The 24,880-nt window shown below is 61.4% G+C and carries 25 protein-coding genes; 11 read left to right on the top strand and 14 right to left on the bottom strand.

What is annotated here, in order from left to right; all coding sequences use genetic code 11:
• Positions 1 to 89: 89 nt before the first annotated feature.
• From ACW9HW_RS09255 to ACW9HW_RS09225, 7 genes are read right to left on the bottom strand one after another with little or no spacing between them, the layout of a single operon-like run.
• Positions 90 to 830: an SDR family NAD(P)-dependent oxidoreductase gene (locus ACW9HW_RS09255; RefSeq protein ID WP_457399554.1), complete on the bottom strand. Its 741-nt coding sequence runs from the start codon at positions 828 to 830 to the stop codon at positions 90 to 92.
• 10 nt (positions 831 to 840) lie between these two features.
• Positions 841 to 1,341 (bottom strand): aromatic-ring-hydroxylating dioxygenase subunit beta, encoded by a 501-nt coding sequence (locus ACW9HW_RS09250; protein WP_457399552.1) that lies wholly within the window; start codon positions 1,339 to 1,341, stop codon positions 841 to 843.
• Positions 1,338 to 2,621, bottom strand: a complete 1,284-nt coding sequence (locus ACW9HW_RS09245) for an aromatic ring-hydroxylating oxygenase subunit alpha (RefSeq protein ID WP_095193561.1) — start codon at positions 2,619 to 2,621, stop codon at positions 1,338 to 1,340. The genes ACW9HW_RS09250 and ACW9HW_RS09245 overlap by 4 nt, the downstream gene beginning before the upstream one ends.
• Before the next feature lie 53 nt (positions 2,622 to 2,674).
• Entirely contained in the window at positions 2,675 to 3,796 is a 1,122-nt protein-coding gene (locus ACW9HW_RS09240) for an amidase (protein WP_457399550.1), read from the bottom strand.
• Complete coding sequence (locus tag ACW9HW_RS09235) at positions 3,793 to 4,263, bottom strand: nuclear transport factor 2 family protein (protein WP_095193559.1); 471 nt, start codon at positions 4,261 to 4,263, stop codon at positions 3,793 to 3,795. Before ACW9HW_RS09235 ends, ACW9HW_RS09240 begins: the two co-directional genes overlap by 4 nt.
• 3 nt (positions 4,264 to 4,266) lie before the next feature.
• The gene (locus tag ACW9HW_RS09230) at positions 4,267 to 4,638 is read right to left on the bottom strand and encodes a hypothetical protein (protein ID WP_095193558.1); all 372 of its coding nucleotides are present in this window, start codon (positions 4,636 to 4,638) and stop codon (positions 4,267 to 4,269) included.
• 42 nt (positions 4,639 to 4,680) lie between these two features.
• Positions 4,681 to 5,844, bottom strand: coding sequence for an acyl-CoA dehydrogenase family protein (locus tag ACW9HW_RS09225; RefSeq protein WP_095193557.1), 1,164 nt, complete (start codon positions 5,842 to 5,844; stop codon positions 4,681 to 4,683).
• Between the two features lie 355 nt (positions 5,845 to 6,199).
• On the opposite strand from ACW9HW_RS09225, the gene ACW9HW_RS09220 reads away from it, so the two are divergent.
• From ACW9HW_RS09220 to ACW9HW_RS09195, 6 genes are all read left to right on the top strand, one after another.
• Positions 6,200 to 7,690, top strand: a complete 1,491-nt coding sequence (locus ACW9HW_RS09220; protein ID WP_095193555.1) for a sensor histidine kinase — start codon at positions 6,200 to 6,202, stop codon at positions 7,688 to 7,690.
• Positions 7,691 to 7,947: 257 nt separating this feature from the next.
• A complete protein-coding gene (locus tag ACW9HW_RS09215) occupies positions 7,948 to 9,099 on the top strand; it encodes an amine dehydrogenase large subunit (RefSeq protein ID WP_457399548.1) in 1,152 nt (383 codons plus the stop codon).
• A gap of 13 nt (positions 9,100 to 9,112) precedes the next feature.
• Positions 9,113 to 9,652, top strand: a complete 540-nt coding sequence (locus tag ACW9HW_RS09210) for a MauE/DoxX family redox-associated membrane protein (protein WP_457399546.1) — start codon at positions 9,113 to 9,115, stop codon at positions 9,650 to 9,652.
• 5 nt (positions 9,653 to 9,657) lie between these two features.
• On the top strand, positions 9,658 to 10,278 hold the full coding sequence (mauD, locus tag ACW9HW_RS09205) for a methylamine dehydrogenase accessory protein MauD (protein WP_457399544.1): 621 nt from the start codon (positions 9,658 to 9,660) through the stop codon (positions 10,276 to 10,278).
• 18 nt (positions 10,279 to 10,296) lie between these two features.
• Positions 10,297 to 10,818, top strand: a complete 522-nt coding sequence (locus ACW9HW_RS09200) for a methylamine dehydrogenase light chain (RefSeq protein WP_008062110.1) — start codon at positions 10,297 to 10,299, stop codon at positions 10,816 to 10,818.
• 171 nt (positions 10,819 to 10,989) lie between these two features.
• Positions 10,990 to 11,511: a cytochrome C gene (locus ACW9HW_RS09195; protein WP_095193704.1), complete on the top strand. Its 522-nt coding sequence runs from the start codon at positions 10,990 to 10,992 to the stop codon at positions 11,509 to 11,511.
• On the opposite strand, the gene mug is transcribed toward ACW9HW_RS09195, so the two are convergent.
• Together mug and ACW9HW_RS09185 are read right to left on the bottom strand one after the other, a co-directional pair.
• Positions 11,505 to 12,014, bottom strand: a complete 510-nt coding sequence (gene mug, locus ACW9HW_RS09190; protein ID WP_095193551.1) for a G/U mismatch-specific DNA glycosylase — start codon at positions 12,012 to 12,014, stop codon at positions 11,505 to 11,507. The two genes, ACW9HW_RS09195 and mug, sit on opposite strands and share 7 nt — an antisense overlap.
• 7 nt (positions 12,015 to 12,021) lie before the next feature.
• Positions 12,022 to 12,648 (bottom strand): TetR/AcrR family transcriptional regulator, encoded by a 627-nt coding sequence (locus tag ACW9HW_RS09185; protein WP_095193550.1) that lies wholly within the window; start codon positions 12,646 to 12,648, stop codon positions 12,022 to 12,024.
• A 209-nt stretch (positions 12,649 to 12,857) separates the two neighbouring features.
• Between ACW9HW_RS09185 and ACW9HW_RS09180 the strand changes: the two genes are divergently transcribed.
• The 5 genes from ACW9HW_RS09180 to ACW9HW_RS09160 all read left to right on the top strand — a co-directional run bounded on the left by ACW9HW_RS09180 (position 12,858) and on the right by ACW9HW_RS09160 (position 19,184).
• A complete protein-coding gene (locus ACW9HW_RS09180; protein WP_457399541.1) occupies positions 12,858 to 13,976 on the top strand; it encodes an HlyD family secretion protein in 1,119 nt (372 codons plus the stop codon).
• Positions 13,976 to 15,460 (top strand): DHA2 family efflux MFS transporter permease subunit, encoded by a 1,485-nt coding sequence (locus ACW9HW_RS09175; protein ID WP_457399540.1) that lies wholly within the window; start codon positions 13,976 to 13,978, stop codon positions 15,458 to 15,460. The genes ACW9HW_RS09180 and ACW9HW_RS09175 overlap by 1 nt, the downstream gene beginning before the upstream one ends.
• A gap of 18 nt (positions 15,461 to 15,478) precedes the next feature.
• Entirely contained in the window at positions 15,479 to 16,951 is a 1,473-nt protein-coding gene (locus ACW9HW_RS09170; RefSeq protein WP_457399538.1) for an efflux transporter outer membrane subunit, read from the top strand.
• Positions 16,952 to 17,178: 227 nt separating this feature from the next.
• Positions 17,179 to 18,129 (top strand): aldo/keto reductase, encoded by a 951-nt coding sequence (locus ACW9HW_RS09165; protein WP_457399536.1) that lies wholly within the window; start codon positions 17,179 to 17,181, stop codon positions 18,127 to 18,129.
• A gap of 107 nt (positions 18,130 to 18,236) precedes the next feature.
• On the top strand, positions 18,237 to 19,184 hold the full coding sequence (locus tag ACW9HW_RS09160; protein WP_457399534.1) for a LysR family transcriptional regulator: 948 nt from the start codon (positions 18,237 to 18,239) through the stop codon (positions 19,182 to 19,184).
• Positions 19,185 to 19,224: 40 nt separating this feature from the next.
• On the opposite strand, the gene ACW9HW_RS09155 is transcribed toward ACW9HW_RS09160, so the two are convergent.
• The 5 genes from ACW9HW_RS09155 to ACW9HW_RS09135 all read right to left on the bottom strand — a co-directional run bounded on the left by ACW9HW_RS09155 (position 19,225) and on the right by ACW9HW_RS09135 (position 24,876).
• Positions 19,225 to 19,497, bottom strand: coding sequence for a DUF2790 domain-containing protein (locus ACW9HW_RS09155; RefSeq protein ID WP_457399533.1), 273 nt, complete (start codon positions 19,495 to 19,497; stop codon positions 19,225 to 19,227).
• A 364-nt stretch (positions 19,498 to 19,861) separates the two neighbouring features.
• Positions 19,862 to 21,544 (bottom strand): BCCT family transporter, encoded by a 1,683-nt coding sequence (locus ACW9HW_RS09150; RefSeq protein WP_256590156.1) that lies wholly within the window; start codon positions 21,542 to 21,544, stop codon positions 19,862 to 19,864.
• A 292-nt stretch (positions 21,545 to 21,836) separates the two neighbouring features.
• Positions 21,837 to 23,111, bottom strand: coding sequence for an MFS transporter (locus tag ACW9HW_RS09145; RefSeq protein WP_457399531.1), 1,275 nt, complete (start codon positions 23,109 to 23,111; stop codon positions 21,837 to 21,839).
• 68 nt (positions 23,112 to 23,179) lie between these two features.
• Positions 23,180 to 23,551 carry an ethanolamine utilization protein EutQ gene (locus ACW9HW_RS09140; RefSeq protein WP_095193544.1) on the bottom strand — a complete coding sequence of 124 codons (372 nt, stop codon included), beginning with the start codon at positions 23,549 to 23,551 and terminating at the stop codon, positions 23,180 to 23,182.
• Positions 23,548 to 24,876 carry an NAD(P)/FAD-dependent oxidoreductase gene (locus ACW9HW_RS09135; protein WP_457399529.1) on the bottom strand — a complete coding sequence of 443 codons (1,329 nt, stop codon included), beginning with the start codon at positions 24,874 to 24,876 and terminating at the stop codon, positions 23,548 to 23,550. Before ACW9HW_RS09135 ends, ACW9HW_RS09140 begins: the two co-directional genes overlap by 4 nt.
• Between the last annotated feature and the right edge of the window lie 4 nt (positions 24,877 to 24,880).

Here is a 24,880-nt window from a genome sequence, read left to right as displayed (position 1 = left end):
GTCGACATTTATGTAGCTGATACACCTTCGCGAGCAGGCTCGCTCCCACAGGAGTCATTTTCCTGCCGATACGATGGGGTTGAGCATGCTCAGCGCATGAACAGGCCGCCGTTGATATCCAGGCACGCGCCCGTCACGGACGTGGCGTGTTCGGCAATCAGCAGCAAAACGCTGTCGGCGATGAACTCAGGGTCACCCAGGGTGCCGGCCGGGATCATTTTCAGAATCTGTTCCAGACGCTCCGGGGCTACGGTTTCGCGTACCACCGGCAACTCCAGCGGACCCGGCGAGATGCTGTTGACCGTCACGCCACGGGGCGCCAGCTCACGGGCAAAGACCTTGGTCAATGTCGCCACGCCGCCCTTGGCCGCCGCGTAATGCGCGCCCGTCGCAGTGCCGCCGTTCTGCCCGGCGAGCGAGGCGATATTGACGATGCGCCCGAAGCCACGCTCGGCAAAATGCGCACCGAACACCTGGCACGCTACGAAAGTGCCGCGCAGGTTGATCGCCATCGATTCGTCGAATTCTTCCGGCGTGATGTCCATCAACGCCGCGACTTTCGACACCCCGGCGTTGTTCACCAGAATGTCGGTGCCGCCCCAGTGCGCGGCGAGCAGGTCGCGGGCGCGCTGGAAATCGGCCTTGCTGCGCACATCCAGCTCGATGGCGACGGCCGTGGCGCCGCTGCCATCCAGCTCGGCGGCCAGTTGTCGCACGCCATCGAGACGCACATCCGCCAGGCCGACGCGATAACCCGCTGCGTGCAGACGGCGGGCGATGCACTCGCCCAGTCCGCGCGAAGCACCTGTTACCAGGGCTACTCGACTCATGATGTTGCCCTCACAGAAGGAAGCCGAGCGCGCTCAGGCTGTCGGTGGAATTGATCAGGCGCACCACTTTGCGCTCCAGGCTCGGTACGCCGTCGGTGAAGCGGATGCGGTGATTGAGGTCGGCCACGAACGGCGTGTGCACGCCGCGCTTGTAGGCGTACAACAACTGCGCCGAGTTGACTTCGATAATGTCGCCGGCCGCTTCCACCAGACGGAAACGCGAGACCGTGCGGATGGTTTTCGCCGCGTCCACCGCCGATGGCGAGTAGCCAGCAGTCAGGCGTTCGATGCGCAGGTCACGCATGCGCGCGTCGTCGTAGGCGTAGTTCAGCGTCGCCTCGAAATCTTCGGTGTCCGGGTCGATCGGCACGATGTACTTGCCGCTTTCGCTCCACAGGGTCGCCCACTCGGCGTAGTTCTTATGGTCCAGCAGCTCGGCTTCGCGCCAGATGAATTCGATGGCCTGGGCCAACGGGCCGGAAAAACCGTTCAGGGTGTCGTGATTGCTCATTGGCTCATCATCCTTTTCCACATGTCGTAGGCACCGCGCATGCCGCCTTCGTCGGTGGCGTGGCTGACTTTGTCGCCGTTTTCAGCGGTGATTTCGCGGTTCAGGCCGCGGTTGACCAGGATCGGCGCGTCGACGCCGGCATAGGAGCCGCGCTGCACGCGGTCCCAGGCCTCGGCGTCATCGGGGCTGCCGAAACCGAACGGGCCCTGGAAGTGTTCGTGAATGCGCATGCGCTCGCGGTTGGCGATTTCCGGGCCGCCGTCCATGCCCAGGGCAACGTGGCGGATTTCCGTTTCGGTAACCGACACCGGCCGCAGCACGCGGAAGAACGACATCGACATGGCCACGTTGGGGAACAGGTTCAGGTTGAACCCGGCGCCGTGCAGCGAACGCACGATGCGGCGTACCTGCTCGGGCGGCATGGTCTTCGACAGTTCTTCGGTGACGTGGGCAAAGCGCTCTTGCAGTTGTTCGGTGCCGTCGTCGTGATCGAGGTCGACATGCTCCGGTACCATCACCATCACGCTGTGGCCGTTGCCCAGCGAATGAGTGACGGCTTGCTCGTCGGTCATGAACGAGAGCATTTCCGAGGTTTCTTCATCCACCGACGACATGAACGACTTGTGCACGATCGGGAAGTGGTAACCGTCGGTGGTGTTTTCCAGCTGGATCTTCCAGTTGCCCTTGAAGCTGAACTTGTGTTCGCCCTGGGTCTTGATCGGGTAGCCGGCGCCCTGTTTCATGAACAGGTCCATCCAGTGTTTGGCGCCGCCGAGGAAGTCTTCCAGCGGCTCGATCTCGTCGTTGTAGCTGGCGAAGACCATGCCGGCGTAGCTCTCGACCCGCAGGCTGGTCAGCGGCAACTCGGACTTTTCCAGAATGCCTTCGTAACCGTCCGGGTACGGCAACGCCCGCAGCTTGCCGTCCAGGCCGTAGGACCAGCTGTGGTACGGGCAAGTGAAACCGGTGGCATTGCCCTTGTGCTTCTCGCACACGGTAGCGCCACGGTGACGGCAACGGTTCTCCAGGACGTTGATGTTGTTCTTCTTGTCGCGCACGACAATCACCGGACGACGGCCGATGGTGGCGGTCTTGAAGTCGCCGCTGTTGCGCACTTCGCTTTCGTGGGCGACCCACACCCAGGTGCGGTAGAAGATCTTTTCCAGTTCGGCTTCGAACAGCGCCGGATCGTTGTACAGCGAGACATCGACGCGGTCGTGCTGGACCAGGTCTTCGGGGCTTTTCGACGTTGCGATCAGCCGGTATTCATGAGTGCTCATGCGGTTCTCCTCATGGCTTCTTTTTATGATTTCGTTTCAGAGACTGCTGGCGATTAACCGGCCATGCTCTGTTGCAGTTGCGCACCCAAGGCGCAGACCACTTCGTCCTGACCTTTACGGCCAACAATTTGCAGGCCGACTTTCAGCCCCCCGCAATCGAGTTCCACCGGTACCGTCAGCGCCGGATGGCCGCTGAGGTTGAAGGGCCGTACCAGCGGGGTCATGCCGGCCACCGCCTTGCTGCCGCTGCGCGCTTCGCTCAGGGTCGGCGGCAGGCTGGGCATGGTTGGCAGCAACAGCACGGCGAAGTCTTCCAGCGCCGCATCCACCTGTTGGGTAAAACGACTGCGCACCGCTTCGGCCTGGACCAGTTCTTCGCGGGTGGTGCGGCTGGCAGCCAGCAGGCGCTGTTCGACATCGGCACCGATCAGGCCTTTGCCCGTGAGATGACCGAAGGCCGCCCAGTTTTCGAAATTGATCACGGTCAGGCCGGCGGTGAACGCGGCTTCGAACTCACTCAGGTGCAGGCTGCTGCGATGCCAACCGGCGCGGTCGGCAGCGGCACCCAGACTGGCTTGCAGATGCGCTTCGCACGCCACTTCAAGAAAGCCGACTTTGGCGCCATCGCCGGGCAACCCCTGAACGTCGAAGCCCGGGCAAATCACCTGCATGGCCGCGATCAGGTCGTCCATCGTCCTGGCGAACGGCCCGACGCAATCGAGGCTGGAGGCCAACGGATGCGCGCCGACCCGACTGACTCGACCGTAAGTCGGTTTGAGTCCGGCAATCCCGCAGCACGCCGCTGGCACCCGCACCGAACCACCGGTGTCGGTGCCGATGGCGATGTCCGCCAACCCTGCGGCGACCGCCGAAGCTGAACCGCTGGAGGAACCGCCCGGCACCCGGTCCGGCGCTTGCGGATTCACAGGCGTACCGGTCCAGTCGTTGATGCCGGTGACGCCAAAGGCCAGTTCATGCAGGTTGGTCTTGCCGACGATCTGCCAGCCGGCTTTGATAATCGCGTCGACCACTTCGGCGTTTTCAGTCGCTGCCGGAGCGTTGGCGAAAGCACGGCTGCCGGAGCGGGTCGGGTAACCGGCGATGTCGATGGAATCCTTGATGGCAACGCGTTTGCCGTTGCCACCGAGGAGGAATTCGCTGATGAAGGTGCTCATGCGCTCAGCTCCTGGTTGAAGAGGCGTTGCGTGCGGAAATGCGCGATCAGCCAGGTGCCGTCGACGCAGCGAAAATCGATGTTCAGGCGGGTGCCGAACAGTTCGCTGCGCTGATCCGCATAGGTAGAAATCTGCTGCATGATCCACTGCCCCTGCGCCGTATTACCGTCGACCAGAATCGACTCGCTGGTGAGGTAATGCAGGTTCAGCTGAAAGTGGTCCGACGGTGGCAAGTAACCACCGACAAACGCAGCCACAGCCTCGCGTCCACGATGTTGACCGAAGGTCTGTGCGGTCTCGCGACCAATGCCTTCCCAGATCGCATCGATGCAGAACAGCGCTGCCAGGTCGCTGACCTGGGTCGGCGCCCTCGGCACGTCGCACAGGTCCATGTAGCGCGCCATCAAGCGACGCACTGCGCTTTCCCCTTCGAGCGTCGCCAGACGCTGCAGCAAGGCCTCGTTCATGGCCTACACCTTGGCCGCATCAGGGATGGTCAGTGGGCGACCGATGCGCGCTTCGACCTTGGCGTATCGCCACAGGCTGTATTCGTTCACCGGCGTGGTGCGGAACAGGTTGCAGGCGTCGATCACCGACTGGTGGCAGTCGACGTCGGCCATGATGTACACGGTCCACGGCGAGGTGGTGGACGGGCCGACCATCAGGCGGTCGTCATCCATCGCGCCAAGCACGGTGATGCCGGGCATCGCGCCGAGGTCCGCCATCATCCGGCTGAAGCCCTTCCACACGCTCAGGCCTTCGCCAGTGGGCAGGTCGAAAAAGTTCTGGGTGATGCCGATGCAGAAGACGACGCGCAACGGTTCCTGGGTAGCTTGGGACATGTGTTTGATCCTTGAGCTTAAGTATAAAAATCGGGATGGAATTCAGATGTAGCCAGGGAACGGCGGCACGCCGAGGAACACCGAGCCTGCGCCGTCGTACAGCCCTTCGCTGAGGAAGGCGTGCTGGGTCACCACCATCGAGTCGCGCAGGTAGCGTTGCAGCGGATGGCGCAGGTAAATGGCAGTGGTCCCGGCGAGGCTGTAGGCACTCTGCACCACAGCGGCACCGGCCTGGGACACGTGAATCGCGGACAGACGCAGCAGGCTGGTTTGCTCCGGCGTGACCGGGTTGCCGGCCAGGATCGAGTTCCACACCTGCTCGGTGGCGTTGTAGAAGAAACCGCGGGCGGCGCTGAGCTTGGCTTCGGCCTTGGCGATCTCGATGCGCACATAAGCGCGGTCAGCCATTTTCGGCGCGCCGGTGATGCCACCGCCGCCGGCCATGCGGCTGACTTCGTCGAGGGCGGCACGGGCCAGGCCGAGGTTGACCACTGCCAGCACTTGCGCGGCGTAGGCAATCGACGGGTAGCGGAACAGCGGTTCGTCGATGGTCGCGGCACCGCCACGGATGAAGGTCCAGCGTTCATCGATGTGTTTGTTGGTCACGCGCAGGTCATGGCTGCCGGTGCCCTTGAGGCCGACCACCTCCCAGTTTTCGACGATCTCGACCTGATTCGGGCGAAATACTGCTGTACGAGGTTTGCCGCCCGCCGCGCCGATCCCCACGCCCAACAAGTCGGCGCCCTTGCAGCCGCTGGCGAACTTCCAGGTGCCGTTGACTTGCCAGCCTCCTTCTACGGCTTCGGCGGGTTGCAGCGGAAACAGGCCGCCGGCGAATACCAGATCGGGACTGTCAGCATAGATTTCGGCCAGGGTTTCTGGCGGCAACGCGGCGAGATAGACACCGGCGCTGCCGAAACTGGCGACCCAGCCGGCGGAGCCGTCGGCTTCGGAAATACGCTCGATCATTTGCAGGAACAGTGCAGGCGCCAGGGCATCGCCGCCGTAGCATTTCGGCGTGGCGGCACGGTAGATGCCCACCTGCTTGAAGCGCTCGATCATGTCCCGTGGCACGTGGGAGACGCTGTCGAATTCGTCGCGACGTTGACGCACTTCATCGAGTACCTGCGCAAAGGCCTGGCTGTCGACGACATTCTCGTCAACGCCGATCAGTGCGTCTTGTTGCGCGACCGCTGAACGCAGCATGGGCTTTCTCCGTTTTGCTTATTGTTGTTGGGGTGACACCGCCCACCCCTTGTAGGAGCGAGCATGCTCGCGATGGTCGTCAACGATGACGCTGGAAACCTGGCACCCCGTGGCGCTCTCGGGTTCATCGCGAGCGAGCTCGCTCCTGCAGGAGGGGATCGGCGTCACCCTTGCATTGCGGTCCAGTGTAAAAACCACATCCCGGCGCAACTATTGGTGCGTGCAGCCCCCCGACTAAAGAAAACCCCTAGACCGCCCCCGGTTACCTCTGAGCGCATCCCCGGGCGCGAGCCGGTATAAAAAGCCATACTTCCGGTTCCACCGGTCACCACCCCCTGCCGCCAAGGGCTGCGCGATGTACTTGCCAAAACAGAACGACTTTTTCACGCTGATCGAAGCCATGCCGCTGTGCATCATTCTTCACGATGCCCACAGCAAGGAGATTCTCTGGGCCAATGCCGCGGCCCTGTCGGCGCTGGGGTTTACCCTCGAAGAACTGACACCGCTCAAAGCCCCGGACATGACCCGCGATGCGCCGAAGTATCGGCGTTCGGTGGGGCTGCGTTGGCTGGAAGGCGCCGCGCGCACGGGCCAGCGCGCCATCGAATGGTGCTATCGCTCCAAGCAAGGGGTGGAGATACTGTCCGAGGCAGTGGCGACGCTGGTGCACCTGGAAGGTCGCGATGTGTTGATGGTGCAGTTCCGCGACATTTCCAGGGAAGACAAGGTCAAGCGCGACCTCAAGCGTTTCGAAAGCCGGCTCAAGGCGTTCATGCAGGACCTGGCCGAAGGCGTGGCGGTGCTGGGGCCAGAGGGCGAGATTCGCTTTATCAGCGACTCCGGCGCGCATCTGCTCAACAGCAAAGAGCATCAGTTGATCGGCAAGAACTTTCTCGACTGGTGCGACGACGCCTCGCGCCAGCGCCTGTTGCAGCAGCTGTCCAACGAGACACCCGAGCACTTGCCGTTCGGCGTGCATTACAAAGTGCAACGCCGTGACGGCGAGTGGCGCTGGCACGACGCGACCTGTCGTTTTATCGAAATCGAAGACGACCTGGTCGGCCATCTACTGCTGTTCCGCGACGTCACGGAACAAGTGCACGCCGAAGAAGCCCGGCGCGTCAGCGAACAAAAACTCGAATACCTGGCGCGCTACAACGCCATGGGTGAAATGGCCGTGGCGATTGCCCACGAGCTGAGCCAACCACTGGCCGCCACCCGCAATTTCATCGAAGGCGCGGTGATTCGTCTCGGCAACGCGACCGACGCCGATCAAGGCGTCGCCTGGGGCTTGCAGAACGCCGTGCGACAGATCGAGCATGCCTCCGTGATCATCAAGAGCGTGCGCGACTACGTGGTCAAGCTGGAGCAGAGCGAAGAGCTGGTCGACCTTAACGAACTGCTGCGCGAAACCCGCTACTTCATCAGTCTGCGGGCCGATCCGAGCCTGATACGCGTCGAAATCATCACAGCTCCCGAGCCGTTGCGGGTGAGTTGCGAGAAAGTGTTGATCGGCCAGGTGATCCTCAACCTGGCGTTCAACGCGATCGAAGAAATGGCCGACCTGCCCCTCGAACGTCGTGTGCTGCGCATTCATGCCTGCGCCGAGGACGACGTAGCGCTGGTGCGCATCGAAGACCGGGGACGCGGGATTCAGGCCGAGGCGCAGGAGAAGCTGTTCGATGGCTTCTTTTCGTCCAAGGTCAGCGGCAACGGCATTGGCCTGGCGCTGTGCAAGAACATCATCGGCCGCCATCGCGGCGATATCTGGGCGCAGAACCTGGAGCCTTGTGGCGCTGTTTTCAGCTTTTCCCTTCCCCTCGCAATGACTCCCACCCCCCTGTAGGAGCGAGCTCGCTCGCGATGCTCGTCAACGATAACGCGGAAAACCAGATGCCCAGCGGCGCCCTCTGGTTTTTCGCGAGCAAGCTCGCTCCTACAGTTTCCCCCCGCCAATTCGCTCCCGCATGACACTGGCACAGATACACAAACACTTGGCAGGCAGGGCAATTCCCGGGTTGGACGGGCAAGGCACTATTCACGGGTCAGAATCTGCCCACTCACCCGCGATCCGCGTTACCAACAATTCAGGAAGTTCCCCTTATGCGAACAAACAGGATCTCCGTACAGTCAGCGCTAGGCCTGAGCCTGCTTGTACTCGGCTTGAACAGTGCCCGCGCGGACCTGCCCGCCGACACCGGCATCGGCCAGACCACTCTGGCATTCCCCGCTGAACCGCACCGCGCGTTCGTCGTCGATGTCGAGTTCGAAAGCTTCGTCGCCGGCCGTGTCACCGTGGTCGACCCCGACCAGAAACGCGTGCTGGGCATGGTGCCGACCGGTTTTGCCGCGCCTTCCGCCCTGAGCCATGACAAAAAGACTCTCTACGCCGCCGACATCTGGTACTCCCGTGGCACCCGTGGCACCCGCACCGACGTGCTGACCGCCTGGGACACCTCGACCCTGTCGCCGGCCTGGGAAGTGTTGATCCCGAACAAGCGCGCCGAGTCGCTGACCCAGCGTTACGGCCTGAAGACCAGCGGCGATGACCGCTTCGTCTACGTCTACAACTTCACCCCGTCGACCTCGGTGACTGTGGTCGATACCCAGAGCAAAGCCGTCGCCACCGAAATCGCCATTCCCGGCTGCGTGCTCAACTACCCGATCGGCAAGCGCAAGTTCGCTTCGCTGTGCGGCGACGGCAGCCTGCAAGTGGTAACGATCAACGACCAGGGCCAGGAAACCGCGCGCAGCCGCACGCCGTTCTTCGACCCGAACGCGGAGAAGCTGGTGGAGCGTGCGGTCAACGTCGGCGACACCTACTACTTCACGACCACCACCGGCACCGTGCGCGCCGTGGATTTCAGCGGCGACGCACCGAAGATTCTGCCGAGCTGGTCGCTGACCACCGACGAAGAGAAGAAGGCCGGGTGGGCGCCGGGCGGCTGGCAGCTGATGGCGGTCGCGCCGAAGCTTAACCGCTTGTACGTGCTGATGCATGACGCCCACGAACCGATGAAGTGGGAAGACCCGAGCCCCCTGATCTGGGCTTTTGATCTCAAGACCGGCAAGAAAATCGCCACCCTGGAAGCCCCGGCTCCGATCTGGAGCATGCAAGCCACCGGTGATGACAAGCCGCTGTTGCTGGGCACCGACGTCGAGGGTGGCTTGCAGATCTTCGACCTCAAGTCCAACAAGCACACCGGCAGCATGGCCAAAGTCGCAAAAACCGCGACTCAGGTCATGAGCTACTAAACGAGATTCGGCCATGCAATCAGATCCGATCTTCATCCTTGCCAGCGCCATCGCCATTGCGGTGCTGCTGGCCAGCGCCGCGACCCACAAGGTGCGGGCGCCGGCGCGCTTTCGCAAACAGCTTGCCGACTATCAACTGCTGCCCGAGGCGCTGGTGCGCCCGAGCGCGCGGTTGATCCCGCTGCTGGAACTGGCCATCGCCTTCGCGTTGCTGGTGCCGGTCAGCCGTCCCTGGGCGGCGTTGAGCGCGGCGGGCCTGTTGGCGCTGTACGCCGCCGCCATCGGCATCAACCTGTGGCGCGGTCGTCGTGACATCGACTGCGGTTGTGCAGGCCCTGACCAGGCGCAACCGCTGCGCCCGGTCCTGCTGCTGCGCAACAGCGTGCTGGTGGCGCTGGCGCTGCTGGCCAGTGTGGCGCCGATTGTCCGCGACATGACTGTGTTCGATGGCTTCGTGACCCTGGCCGCTGCCGCTGTCGCGCTGCTCATCTACGCCGCGGCCGATGGCCTGGCGGCGAACTCTCCTCTTCTGCTCAAATTGATTGGTAGGTAATCAAAATGGAAGGCTTGATCGTTTCCAACGTTCTGCTCTGGGTATTGCTGGTGGCCGTGGCGTTCGTCGTCATGGGCCTGGTTCGTCAGATCGGCGTGCTCCACGGCCGTCTGGCCCCGGCCGGTGCGCTGATGATGGACAAAGGCGTGGCTGTCAACGAAGCCGCACCGCAAGTGACCGCTGCCGATCGTCACGGTCGCCCGGTAAACTTCGGTTATGCCGGCGAGAAATCGCAACTGCTGTTCTTCCTCTCGCCGACCTGCCCGATCTGCAAGTCGCTGCTGCCGGCGATCAAATCCATCGCCAAGGAACAGGCCAGCACTCTGGACGTGGTGTTCGTCAGCGACGGCGACATGGACGCCCAGCAAGCGCTGATCCGCGAACACAAACTGGAAGACGCCACTTACGTGGTCGGTCCGGAAGTGGGCATGACCTACCAGATCGGCAAGCTGCCGTACGCCGCGCTGATCGACCAGTCCGGCACCCTGCGCGCCAAAGGCCTGGTGAACTCCCGCGAGCACCTGGACAGCCTGTTCGAAGTCGAGCACCTCAAGCACGCCACGCTGCAGCAATACCTCAATGCTCAGCCCCACGACCACGACCACAGCCACGGCCATAGCCACTGATAAGGCAGGGAGACCTTCATGAAACTGTTGGATCTGTTGTTCGAGCGCTCCTCGCGCCGTGTCGCCGACACCACTTCGCGCCGCAAACTGCTGGCCCGCATGGGCTCGCTGATCGTTGCCGGTGCCGCTCTTCCCGTGCTGCTGCCACTGGACCGTACCAGCAAGGCGCTGGCCGCCACTGACCCGAAAGCCGGCGACCCCGGTGATCCGAACAGCTGCGACTACTGGCGCTACTGCTCCATCGACGGGTTTCTGTGCAGCTGCTGCGGTGGCTCGGTGACCTCCTGCCCACCGGGCACCGAGGCCTCGCAAGTCACCTGGATCGGTACCTGCCGCAACCCGGCCGACGGCAAGGACTACATCATTTCGTACAACGATTGCTGTGGTAAGCAAAGCTGCGCCCAGTGCGCCTGCACCCGAAACGACAGTGAAGAACCGGCCTACCGCCCGTTCAACAACAACGATGTGAACTGGTGCCTGGCCGCCAAATCGCACATCTATCACTGCACCGTTTCGATCATTCGTGGCGTGGCGGTTTAACGCGTTGTACCGCCGGTTGCTCACGCAACCGGCGTTTTTTCTTGTATGTAGGAGCGAGCTCTGCTCGCGATGGACGTGAACGATGACGCGTTCTCCCTGGAGCCCGTGTCGTCCTTGAGTTTTTCGCGAGCAAGCTCGCTCCTACACAAAATCGCCAGCAGAGGTTTTTTTATGCGCAGGTTGCTGATTGTTGGTCTTGTCTGCCTCATGACCACTCCACTCGCACAAGCCCGGGCCATTCCCAATCCCAACCAAGGTCATGCACCCGGCAACGAAGCCCCGCAAAAAGCCATCAGCGATGCCGGCTACAGCGTCGGCGTGAATTACCAGTTGCAGTGCGCCGGCTGCCATTTGGGCGACGGCACGGGTTCAGCGGCCAACGACACGCCGCGGATGAAAGGCTTTGTCGGTAACTTCCTGAAAGTCCCTGGCGGCCGCGAATTCCTGGTGCGCGTGCCGGGCATGTCGCAGTCGGCGCTGAACAATGCGCAACTGGCGGACCTGCTCAACTGGCTGATGCGCGAAGACGGCATGGCGGGCGCGAGCATGCCTGCGCATTACCAGCCCTACAGCGCCGAAGAAGTCGCGGCACTGCGCGCCGAAACCATGCTCAACCTGCCCGGCACCCGCGCCGATTTGATCAAGGCCATGCGTGCGCAAGGCATCGCCATCGACGACGGCATGAACTACTGAGCGATCGTCAACCTGAGTTGGCGGTACGCATCCACCAGTTGATCAAGGGTAAAGGCGCGATTGCGTCCGCTCGGGTTGGGCAGGACCCACACCGAGGCATGGCCGAAAGTCCTGGCCTGTAATCCCCACGCCACATCTCGCTGCCCCGACAGTGCCGCATACGCTGCCTTGCCAAGAAACGCCACAAAGCGTGGCGCATGACGGGCGATCTTGCCTTCGAACTCCGCTGCCGCTGCGATGAATTCATGCTGCGACAGTTGGTCGGCGCACGCGGTCGGCCGCTCCACCACGGTGGTCAGGCCGCACTGATATTGCAGGATCGTCCGGTCCTGTTCCGGGCGCATTTGCTCCGGGGTGAATCCGGCCAGATGCAAGGTGCGCCAGAAACGATTGCCCCGCCCCGCGAAATGATGCCCTTGGGCGGCGGCCATCACCCCTGGATTGATCCCGCAAAAAACCACCGCAAGCCGTTCAGCCAGAATGTCTTCGAGTCCCTCGCTCACATCGACCTCAGCTGCCGCAGATCACGTTGACCGCGTTGCGCGCAAGCCCGGTCAACTCGTCCCTGGATTTGCCCGCCCGCGCACGGATCGAAATGCTGTGCAGCAGGGATGAGGCGAGCACCGCCAGCGCCAGCGCGTCAACGTCGCCTTTCAACTCGCCGGCTTCGATGGCCCTTCGCAGGCGCACTTCCAGATCGGCATCGAGCCGGCTGAGCCGGTCTGACAGCACTTCGCGTATCTGCGGATCCTCAACCGCCTCGGTGGTCGCGGTGCCAATGGCAAAGCAGCCGCGCGGCTGGCCTTCGCCCGAAAAGTAAATCGCCAACTGCCCCTCATAGAAACGCATCAATGCGTCACGCAGTGATAACTCGGTATCGGTCAGCGCGGCCTGCATGTCGGCGGCGGCCGTCTCCCAGTACTGCTCGAGCGCCTTGATGTACAGCGCGTGTTTGTCGCCGAAGGCCGCATAGAGGCTGGGTCGATTCATGCCCGCCGCCGTGGCGATGCTGTCCAGGGAAGCGCCGGAGTAGCCGGTGTTCCAGAACACATCCAGCGCTTGACGCAACGCGGTCTGCGGATCGTAGGCGCGGGGCCGGCCGCGGCCTTTGCCTTCTGTCGCTTTATTTTGTGCCATGTCGTACAAAATCCTTGTGGGAAGGTGGGCGCGTGGATATTCTTACATCATCGCACAAAATTAAGGAACCAGAAGTTCCTGCCTTTCACGTTTGTTGTAGCGAAGCTCGAACCGGGTATTGCAGCGACGAAACAGGTGCGGCGGAGCCACCCTCCCCACCGCACGCGGGTTTGCTTTCTCACGGCAATTATTCGGTTTGAGGTGTGTTCATGACCCAGCAGTTCGATATCCCGGCTACCCAGACCTTCGAGCACCCAGAGCGGATCAAGAAACCGCTCAAGGAAACACTGCGCCCCTGGCTGATGGTGGGCGTACCTGCCCTGTTCGCTGTCATCAGCTATACCAAATACGTGGCGGGCGAGCCCTTTGTCACCACTGATAACGCCTACGCCCGGGTGGCCAAGGCCTCGATCAATGCACGGATTTCCGGGCAGGTGGTGGAAATCGCCGTCAAAGACAATCAGCCGGTGCACAAGGGCGATGTGCTGTTTCGCATCGACCCCAAACCGTTGCAGATCGCCATCGACCGTGCCCAGGCGCAGTTGAGCGTCGCGCGGCTGCGCATCGATGGCCTCAAGGCCAGCTACCGCCAGCAGCAGGCTGAGTTGCAATCGGCCAAAGAGTCGGCGGACTTCGACCAGAAGGAATTCGCCCGCAAGAAAGCACTGGTGGCGACCGAGTTCGTTTCCCGGGCCATTTACGAGCGCGCGGAAACCGACCTGAAGATTTCACGTCAGCGCATCGCGTCCATCGAACAACAGATCGCCAGCACCGTAGTGGCTTTGAATGGCAACCCGAGCATCGAAGCCGACCGCCACCCGACAGTACGTGAGGCCAAGGCGCAGCTGGACGAGGCGCAGCTTTACCTGTCGTACGCCACGGTCTATGCACCCGCCGACGGCATCGTGGCCAAGGTCGACGATCTGCAGGTGGGCAACTACCTCAACAACGGCGCGCCAGCCTTTGCGCTGATTTCCGATCACGAGGTCTGGGTCGAGGCCAACTTCCGCGAAACCCAGGTTACGCATATGCGTCCGGGCCAGGAAGCGACCATCAACATCGATACCTACCCGGATCGCGTGTTCAAGGCCCACGTCACCAGCATGAGCCCCGGCGCCGGTTCGGACTTCGCCCTGCTGCCGCCGGAAAACGCCACCGGCAACTGGGTCAAGGTGGTCCAGCGGGTACCGGTGCGTCTCGAACTGGATGAACCGGACCCTGCCCTGCCGCTGTTTTCCGGCACCAGCGCCACCGTGAAAGTCGACACCGGCCACCGCACGCCCTGGTGGAGCCCGCTCAAATCGCTGTTAACCGCAGGTAATGGCTGATGAACGCCAAGACTGATGGAGCCGCGGGCTCGCTGAGATTCGCCGTGCTGCTGGCGACCTACATGCAATCGGCGAACCTGCCGTTGCCCAATGCGGTGCTCAGGTTGATTCAAGGCAGTCTGTCGATGACCGACGACCAGGCCGGCTGGATTTTCACCGCGTACCTGGCGGCCAGCGCCATCACGATGCCGATTGCCCAGTGGCTCGCCGCGCGCTTTGGCGTGAAGCGGCTGTATCAGGTTGCGCTGGCGGTTTTCGTGCTCGGCCTGCTGCTCGGGACGGCGTCAACGACGCCGCTGGAGTTCATCGGCGCACGGATCATCCAGGGCCTGGCCAGTGGTGTGTTGGCACCGCTTTCGATGGGGATTGCCCTGGAGACCCTGGCACCTGAAAAGCGCATGAAATTTGGCGCAACCTGGACGGCGATCGTGCTCCTGGGCATTGCTACCGGCCCGAGCATCGGTGGCTGGATCGCCGAGCATTTCGACTGGCGGCCGATCTTCTACATCAGCCTGCCGTTGTCAGCGTACATCTTCATGGTGATTGCGCTGCTGCTGGCCGAGAAAAAAGCCGAGAAAGCACCGCCATTCGATTTCTTTGGCTTCGGCAGCTTCACCCTGGCGATGATCAGCCTGCAAATGCTGCTCGACCGAGGCGAACGCATGGACTGGTTCGACTCGCCCGAAATCTGGATCGAGGCACTGGCCAGTGGGCTTGGGTTGTATCTGTTCATCGTGCATGTGCTGACCCGAAAGGTGCACTTCTTCAACAAGCACCTGTTCGCTGATCGCAATTTCGTGCTGTCGACGCTGATCTTTTTCGCCATCGGTTTCGTGCTGCTGTCGACCATGGCGCTGACGTCGCCGATGCTCGATGAAATTCTCGGTTATCCGCCTGACACCACCGGCGCCCTGACCCTGCCGCGCGGCGCGGGACTGGTCGGAGCGTTCCTGCTGACAGGACGACTTCCCGAGCGTTTCGACCGCCGGCTGTTCGTGGCCATCGGCGTCGCCCTGGTGATCTATGCCAACTGGCTGATGCTCGGCTATTCACCGCTGATGGACTGGCCGCCGGTCGCGCTGGCCGGTGCGATCCAGGGTGTCGGCATCGGCATGTCGATGGCAGCCCTGGCCAAGGTGGCGTTCAGCACCCTCGCCCCCACGCTGCGCCCGGAAGGTACCGGTGTTTTCAACCTGTTGCGTGTGTATGGCAGCACCCTGGGCGTGGCGATTGTGCAGATCTACTTCTTCAACAACACCCAGGCGATGCACCTGGCGATGGCCAGCCATGTGACGCCCTTTCATGCCGTTGCACATTTCGGCACGGCGTCGCTGCCCTTACCGGCACTTGAAGGGCTGAACCACCTGATCACCCACCAGGCCGCGTTCATCGCTGTTGTCGACCAGTTCAAGATTTTGCTGGTGGCGATGCTGGTGGTGAGCCCGCTGGTTGTCTTTCTTCGCAAACCCGCTGCGACCCAATAGTTTTGTGGAGTGTGCCCAATGATATCCAGTCATCCGTTTCAAACGCCATTCCCGGCGAAGCTCAGCGCACTCTCGGTACTGGTGTTCCTGTCCGCCTGTACCGTCGGCCCTGACTTCAAGACCCCGGCCGATAGCCCGTCGCAGCACTATGACCAACAGGCCGAGCAGCGTCTTGGCCAGGACGGCGGGCAGCGCATCGAACCGGGCAGGAAAGTCAGCGGCCACTGGTGGTCGGCCTTGCGCTCGCCCAAGCTCGACCAGGTGGTACGCCGTGCCATCGACGGCAACCTTGAGCTGGTCGCCGCCGATGCCACCATTCGCCAGGCCTCCGCCTCCGTGGCCGCCGCAGAAGGTGCGCTGTATCCGCAGGTCGACTTCGGCGCAACGGCCGGTCGCCAACGGCTGCACAACGCCAAGGCGCCAGCGACCGACAACTTCTATGCGATCGGGCCACGGGTCGGTTTCGACCTGGATGTGTTCGGTGGCAACAAGCGGTTGGTCGAACAGCAGCAAGCGTTCGCCGATCTGCAAAAGCGTCGTTACGACGCGGCGTACCTGAAGCTGACCAGCGATGTGGCCAGCCAGGCCTTGCTGGTTGCGTCGGCCAATGCGCAAATTCAGGCCGTGGAAAAACTGCTGGCCAATGACAGCAAAAACCTCGAACTGGTGCGCGCCGCGCATATCAACGGCAGCACCACGCAGGTCGATGTGTCGCTGGCCGAAACGCGGCTGGCCCAGGACCGCACCCTGTTGCCGCCCCTGGCCCAGCAGCGTGATGCCGCACGTCATGCGCTGTCGATTCTGACCGGCAAAGGCCCGGCCGACTGGATCCCTCCGCCGTTCGACCTGGCTGATTTCACCCTGCCGGCCAGTGTGCCCGTGAGTTTGCCATCCGAGATGGCCCGCGCCCGGCCGGACGTGCAGCAAGCCGAGGCCGAGTTGCATATCGCCAGCGCCGCCGTGGGCGTGGCGACCGCCAATCTCTATCCGAAGGTGACGTTGTCCGCGTCTCTGGCCCAGGCCGCTTCCGGTAATGGCGGCGCGGCACTCTGGGGCTTCGCGGCGGGGATTGCCGGGCCGATCTTCAATGGCGGCACGCTCAAGGCTGAACGCCAGGCCGCCGTGGAGGGTTACAACGCGACGCTCGCCAGCTACCAACAAACGGTTATCAGCTCGTTCGGCCAGGTCGCCGACACGCTGCAGGCGATCAACCATGACGCCGAACAATACCGGGCGCAGGACGACGCGTTGCGCGCCGCCGAAACCAGTTTTCGCTTGAACCAGCAAGCCTACGCCCAGGGCGAGAACAGCATCCTCCAGGTGCTGGAGGCGGCACGGGCCTATGAGCAGGCCTTGCTGGGGCATATCCGGGCGAAAACGGCGCAGTACCTGGACACGGTGCAGTTGTTTGTGGCGCTGGGCGGGAATTGCGCGGGTGTGTTTGAGCAGCGCGTTGCCAGCCGTGAAACAGGCAGCACGTCATACCAATAAACGCAAAAAACGTTCAGACAAACAAGAAACCTGTGGCGAGGGGATTCATCCCCGTTGGGCTGCGAAGCAGCCCCAGCATTCATTCAGGCAAATCGAGTTGTCTGGATTTACGACTGCTGCGCAGCCGAGCGGGGATGAATCCCCTCGCCACAGGTTAATCAAAAACCAATTTATGAAAGGCCACGTCCGCGCTTGCGGTCGTGGCCCCCTGAGAGTGGAGTCAATTCATGTCCTACGAAGCCTTTCACGATGACCTTCGAGATACCGCCTTTGCCCTGAACAACGGTGCAGGAAAGATGCCCGCCGTGGGTTTCGGCACTCTGTTCAAAGACCTCAGCGTCACCACCCAGGCGATCACCCACGCGCTGGAAGCGGGGTTCCGGCATTTCGATTGCGCCGAGCGTTATCGCAATGAAGAACAGGTTGGCGTGGCCCTGCAGGCCTTCATGGACGCCGGCAAGGCGCGGCGCGAGGACTTGTTCATCACCACCAAACTGTGGAACACCAACCATCGTCCGGAGCGGGTGGTGCCGGCCTTTGAAGCCAGTTGCCGCCGGCTTCAGGTGGACTACATCGACTGCTATCTGATCCACACGCCATTCGCCTTTCAAGCCGGTGACGATCAGGATCCCCGAGATGTTTTTGGCCATGTCCTCTATGACTCGGGCGTGACCCTGATCGACACCTGGCGGGCACTTGAATCTCTGGTGGATGAAGGTCGCTGCAAGTCCATCGGTTTGTCCGACATCACCCTGGAGGCGCTGAAAGAGATCGTGGCCGTGGCGCGGATCAAACCCGCCGTGGTGCAAGTCGAATCCCACCCTTACCTGCCGGAATGGGAACTGCTCGAGTTTTGCCAACAGCACGGGATCATCGTCCTGGCCTTTGCCCCCCTCGGCCATGGCATGGAGCCGAACGTGCTGGAAGAACCGGTGATCACCGGTATCGCCCAGCGCTTGCAGAAGACCCCGGCACAAGTGGCCCTGGCCTGGGCGGTGCAACGCGGCGTGGCGTTCCTGACCACCTCGGCCACCCTGAGCCACATTCAGGAAAACCGCGACATTTCGACCCTGCCCCACCGGGCCATGCATGAAATCCGCCAGGACATCACCACCCGGATTCGCTTCAACTCGGTGGTTGAAACCGGTGTCCCGGGGTTCATTCCCCGGAAAAAGTAACCTGGCACAGGAGCGGCTCTTCACACAGCCGCTCCTTTTTTTGGCCTGATCCATCGTTGTGCCGGCCAGCCCCTATAATTTTTGACTTCCCCCCTGAGGTGACACCGATGGATGTTTTCCAGACCATGCGTTTCTTCATGGCGGTCGCCCAGAGCGGCAGCTTCACGGCCGCGGCCCAGCTGTTGGACACCACCACGACCAACGTGTCCAAAGCCGTGTCGAGCCTGGAAGCCAGGTTGCAGACACGCTTGATCAATCGCACGACCCGGCGCCTGGCATTGACCGAGGCCGGCATGCGTTATCTGCAGCGCTGCGAGAAGATTCTGCAAGAGGTGCGCGAAGCGGAAGAGGAAGCGGGCACGGCACAGATCAACCCCGTCGGCCGCTTGAAGATTCACGCGATGTCGGCCATCGGCAATCACTACGTGATCGATGCCATCGCCAAATACCGCGAGACGCATCCGTCAGTGTTGTTTGATCTGACCTTGACCAATCGGCTGCCCGACTTGCTGGAGGAAGGCTATGACATGTCGATCGTGCTGGCGCGGGACCTGCCCGACTCGGGATTTGTCGCTCAGCGGCTGGGGATCACCTACAGCATTCTCTGCGCCTCGCCGGCGTACCTGAAAAAACGCGGAACACCCGACACGCCGGGTTCGCTGGGTGCGCACGATTGCCTGAGAATCGTCCACACGGTCATGCCGGTCCAGCACTGGGTCTTTGAAGGACCCGAAGGCGTGGAGACCGTCAACACCCCGGAGTCGCCGTTTCACGTCAACACCGCCGATGCCATGACCGTCGCCCTCACCCGTGGCATGGGCATCGGCATCCAGCCGGTGGCGTCTGCCGTTGCCGGGCTCAAGGCAGGCACTCTGGTGCGAGTACTGCCCGAGTATCATTTTGAAGAGTTGAATCTGTTTGCCATCTACCCTTCACGAAAATTCGTCGATGCAAAAATAAAAACCTGGGTGGAGTTTTTGAAGGACTACATTCCCGGGTTGTTGGCTGCCGATGAAAAAATTGCCCGCACGTCGTTCAACGTCAAAAACGTCTGAGTCCGGATGGAGTGTCGACCCTCCACCGCCCGCACAGCACTCAACCGTTAGAACACCCGCTGCCCATGACTTGATACTGCAGGACATGGCGTTGCCCTTGCGAGTCTTCATAGGTCATTTGCGCCGGCACCGGGCCGCATTCGTTCGGTACATCGCTGAGGGTGATGACCTTCTTGATGTCCAGTTTCGATCCGTAGGTATAGGTCTCGACCGCCGGCTTGCCGGCTTGCGGCTTGGCATGGCTTTCTTCGGCAAAGGCCTGCGCGCCTATGCAAGCGAGCGCGAGAAAAATTGCGATTTTTGAGATGTTCATGAGGGACACCGTCTCGTTCAAGTTTGTTGGCTTGGGCCTTGTGAACCCTTGGTATGGGTTCATTCGGTAGAGACGATGCTAGGGCTTTGACCCGATGCCAAACAGTGCTGGGCGGGACAAACACTGTTGTCAAAATGGAGAGGAATGGACCTGCATTTTTTGCCGATGCACTCTGTCTGAATGTGGGAGCCTGCTCGCTCCCACAAAGGACCTTCGGCGGTCGCAGGTTTCGCGTTCACTGAAGATCAAACTGTGGGAGCGAGCCTGCTCGCGAAGGCGGCGTGTCAGTCAACATTTATGCTCAATGACACACTGCATTCGCGAGCAGGCTCGCTCCCACAAGTGAAATGGCTACAGCTGTTGATCAATAAGCCTGCGCCGCAGCAAGCGAACCCGCCTTGTTCACAACCGGTTCCACGTCACGACGCTCAACCTGTTCCGGCAAATCACCCACCGCCGGTGTCCTCGCAGGAACTGCCGGCATCTCCTTGCGCAAGCTATGAATCAACGTGTAAGACATCACCAGCAGCAACATGGCAATCGGCAGACCCGCCGCGATGCTCGCCATCTGAATGGCTTTCAATCCGCCGGCCAGCAACAACCCCGCCGCAATGGCCCCTTCCAGAATGCACCAGAGCAATCTGATCCAGTTGGGTGGATTGGTGCTGCCCAGCGCACACAGGGTGCACAACACTTGGGTTCCGGCATCCGCCGTGGTGACAAAGTGCACCCCGAGCAACACGCAGACCAGGATCGACAACGCGGCGCCAATGGCCTGGCCATCGAGCGATTGCAGCAAGGTGAACATGGCCGCGGTGGTTTCTTTCTTGGTGGCGAGCAGTACCGTGCCGCCTTCGAACTTCGGTTGTTCTTGAGTGACCACTTGAGCCGCGACGGACGCCTGGTAAGCCTGTTTGTCCTGTTGCTCATTCTTCAGCGCCGCGCCACCGAACACCGACATCCACAGAATGGTCACCATCGTCGGCACCAGCAGCGCCCCGACCACCAGCTCCCGAATGGTCCGGCCTTTGGAAATTCGCGCAATGAACAACCCGACGAAAGGCCCCCAGGTCATCCACCATGGCCAGTAGAACGCCGTCCACCAGTTTTGCCATTCGGTGTCCTTCTGCGCGTCCATCCAGAAACTCAGGCCGACAATGTTCTGCACATAGTCGCCGGTGGATTCAAACATCAAGTTCAGAATGTAGCGGGTTGGACCAATGGCAAGTACCGCCAGCATCAATATGAAAGACAAGTACATATTAAGCGTGGAAATACGCTTCATGCCTTTTGACAGGCCGGCCAATAGCGATATACAGGCAACAATACTGACAAACAGGATGATGGATAACTGCAATCCGACACTGACCGGAATACCAAACACTTGGTGCAATCCGGTATTGATCTGCACAACACCCAGGCCAAGCGACTGGGAAACACCAAAGGCGGTAATGACAACGCCCATGATGTCGACGACATGACCGATCCATCCATAAATACGATCGCCAATCAGTGGGTAAAGCAGTGAACGGAGCGCCAGCGGCAAGCCTTTACGGTAGGCAAAGTAGGCCAGGCTAAGGCCGATCATCGAGAAAATGGCCCAAGGGTGCAGGCCCCAGTGGAACAGCGTGATACGCATGGCCAGGGTCGCCGATTCATCGGTCAAGCCCTTGGAAAACGGGTTGTCCGCATAGTGCAGCATCGGTTCGGCGACGGACCAGAAAATCAGGCCGATGCCCATACCCGCACTGAACAGCATCGCAATCCATGAGGCGAAGCTGAACTCGGGCCGATCATGTTCGCGACCCAGTTTGAGCGTGCCGAAACGGCTGATGGAGATATAAAGCAACAGGCCAAGTACACCACTGATCAGTGCGATGTAATACCACTTGAAGTTATGCAGAATAAACACCGAAGCCATCTCAAAGGCCTTGGCTGCCTGCTCATCTTTAAATGCACAAAATAGAACGAAAATGATCACTGCTAATATGGAAGCCACTGTCACATTCGGATTAAGGCCTTTCAACATGCCGGATTGCGCACGCATTGTTTTCCCCTTTTGTTTTTGTTTAAGGGTGTAGATAGTGTTCCGCAGGATGTTTATCGCCCGGCATCGACTGACGCCGGAACGCTTTATCCGCAGGTTAATTCCGGTCTATCTCGGTTTTGGCAGCATTGCCAAGATGATTGAAACCAAACCACCGTTCAAACCATATTTAGTCACCGACTCATGAGAAAAACGCATCAATAAACCGCCTATGACCTACAGTCCTGTAGGAGCGAGCTTGCTCGCGAAAAACGCCCGGATAACGCGTTCATTCAGACAGCACGCGTTATCGTTAACGGCCATCGCGAGCAAGCTCGCTCCTACACAAGGGCGTGCCCTCGCCCACAGGCTCGACTACCGACACCAGGTTTGAGCTGGCAATCCCGTTGGGCGTCACCGGGTGATGCAGCGGCGCATCCTTTTGCAGGTGCTTGCCGGTGATTTTTCTCTGGCCCACCAGCAATGCAAGCAGCAAGGCACTGCCGGCATAGAAATAGTAAAAACTCGACGCACCGAGGTATTCCATCAGCACACCCGCGATCAACGGCCCGAAACAGGCGCCGACGCCAAACGTGATCAACAGCATGCCCGAGAGCGACACGCGCAACGCGGGCTCCATGTTGTCATTGGCCAGCGCCACGCCAAGCGGGTACAGGCAGAACTGCAAGAAGCCGATGCCCGCGCCGAACCACAGCAAGGTGGCAAACGAAGGGCTTTGATTGAACGCCAGCGGCAGGCTGACGAGGATCAGCAGCACCGCAACCGCGCGAATCAGGCTTGCACGGGGCAATCGATCCGACAGCCAGCCCAACGGCAACTGGGCCAACAGCCCGGCGCCGATGGTCAAGGCCATGAACTGCCCGACCTGCGCCGTTCCCACCCCCTGCTTGCTGGCATAGATCGCGGCCAGTCCGTAGAAGCTTCCGTTGATCATCCCGGACACCAGAATGGTCACCAGCGACTGCGGAATCCGCCGCAGGAACAATCCCAGGTCAATAGAGGCCGCCGGCACCGCCGTCGGATGCGCGCTACGGGTCAGTGCCACGGGCACCGAACACAAGGCGAACACCATCGCCACACCCAGCAACGCACGGATGCCCAACCCTTCATCAAGACTCAAGGCCAATTGACCGAGCATCATGCCGACGTAACTGGCGACCATGTACAGCGCCAGGACACTGCCGCGCTGTTCGGTCCTGGCCTGGTCGTTGAGCCAGCTTTCGATCACCATCAATTGACACATCATCGCCAGCCCGACGAGCGCTCGCAGCACCAGCCAAAAAGGCAATGACGCGCTGAATTCGTGGGCCAATACCGCCGCCGCAATGATGCCGGCACAGGCCGCGTAAGTTCGAATGTGCCCCACCTGCGCGATCAGGCTACGCCCGACCCAACCACCCAGCACCATGCCCAGGGCATTGGCGGCCATCAACGCACCGCCCGCGGTTTCGGCCGCTCCCGATCCATTCAGGCGCAGCGCCAGATAAGTCATCAGCAACGTCGATCCCAGCTGCATCAACAGGCTGGCCAAATAGAGCGCGCCGAACATCTTCGTCAGTCCAAACACGGTGCTGTTTCCCGGAATATGAGATCGCGAAACCCCTGGCCTGCAACCGCAGGCCACAGTCAGATGCCTCAAGTCAAACCGTGGAGCTGCTTCCAGTTACCCGGATGCACCACATAGCCGAACAAGGCATGCCCGCCGTACACCAACGCAGTTCCTTCGGGAATCCACAGCAACTGCCCAGGTGTGACCTGGAAAAGCTCGTCGCCGACCTGCAGTTCAAAGCAGCCCTCGATGACGAAAATCACCTCGTCATACAGCACCGTCCAGGCCACTTGCGCGCCCTCCCAACGGGCAAAACCCACGCCGATGTTCGGCGAGATTTCATTGCTCAGGGCACGGGCGACCCAGGCGGCACCGGGCGGACCGCCACGGAAAGTGAAATCCAGGTCCTGGTGGTCGATGCGCAACACCCGGCTTTTACCTTTCTCGGGCTTACTCATAACTCGCTCCGGCTGTTCCAGGCCGCCAAGCGAATTCGCGAGCGAACACCCAGGCCGAGGAACGGCTCCGGCGGGTTGAGCGACGGCATGCCGGTCACCGCGCGGATGTCGTTCAACTGTACGGAGTCGGCCCCCACGGCAAGATCCGCCAGCAAGGTCCCGGAGATTGTGCCCCAGGCTGCACCGACACCGTTGTCGCACGCTGAGGCGTGCACGCCGGGCTCCAGCTCGCCGAAGAAGTTGGTGAAGTTGCGCGAGATCGCATACACCCCGCCCCAGGTGTGGCTGAACGGCACGTCGGCCAGTTGCGGGAAGCGCGCCTGGAAGGCCTTGCGATGCGCATCGTGCACGTTCGAGCGCATGGCATCGCTGGTGCTTCGGCCATATTTAGGCACGTGCTTGTAGGTGTTACGGATGATCAAGCGGCGATCCTGCGTCATACGCACCGTCGTACCGGCGTGGTCCGCCGGCGTCAGGCCCCAGTCCAATTGACCGCCGTAGGTGGCCAGTTCGGCATCGGTCAGCGGACGGGTCCAACTGGCGAAGGTCATCACCGGCAACAGGCGATTGCGCAGATAGCCAAACTCCTGGGTGAAGATACTGGTGCCCAGCAACAGTTGCGGCGTGCGGATCACGCCGTTGGTGCCATGCAGAATCCAGCCGCCCCGACCGTCGCGCTCCAGACGCTGGATGGGCGACTCTTGCAGCAACTCGACATTGCCCGGCAGCGTGCGCGCCAGGCCGGTGACCAGCGCGGCAGGTTGCATCAGGTAGCAGCCTGGCGTGTAGATCGCGCCGCTGTAATGTTGGGTGCCCAGTACGCCGGCCAGCTCTTTTGAGTCGACCCGGCGAAAGGGTTCGCCCAGGTCGCTCATCAGCCGCTCGAAGTGATCCAGATACGCCAGGCCACGCGGGCCCACCGCGCCTTGATACTTGCCGGCATGGGACCATTGGCACTCGATACCGTGGGTTTGCACCAGGCCCTGCAACTGTGAAATGGCCGAACGGTTGAGCGACAGCAAACGTTGCTTGTGTGCCGGGTCCGGATGCTGCAGCGCGAACTTGTGGGGCAAGTCGATCACGAACCCCGAGTTGCGCCCCGAGGCACCATGGGCGACCCGCTGCGCATCCACCAAAATGATGCGCGCTTCGGGGTGATGCTGGGCCAGGCGACGGGCCGCGGCCAGGCCGGCAAAGCCCGCCCCCACTACCGCAAAGTCTGCACGCTGTTCGCCGGACAAGCGCTTGCACGCCGGCTGCTCGGGCAATGCTGCGTACCAGCCGCAGCTCGCATCGTCATAAGGCAAATTGATCGAATTTTTCATGGTT

The sequence above is a fragment of the Pseudomonas sp. SDO5532_S415 genome, assembly GCF_054071155.1.
Note: the sequence above shows the minus strand (reverse complement) of the source record. Positions and strands in the feature narration are given on the sequence as shown.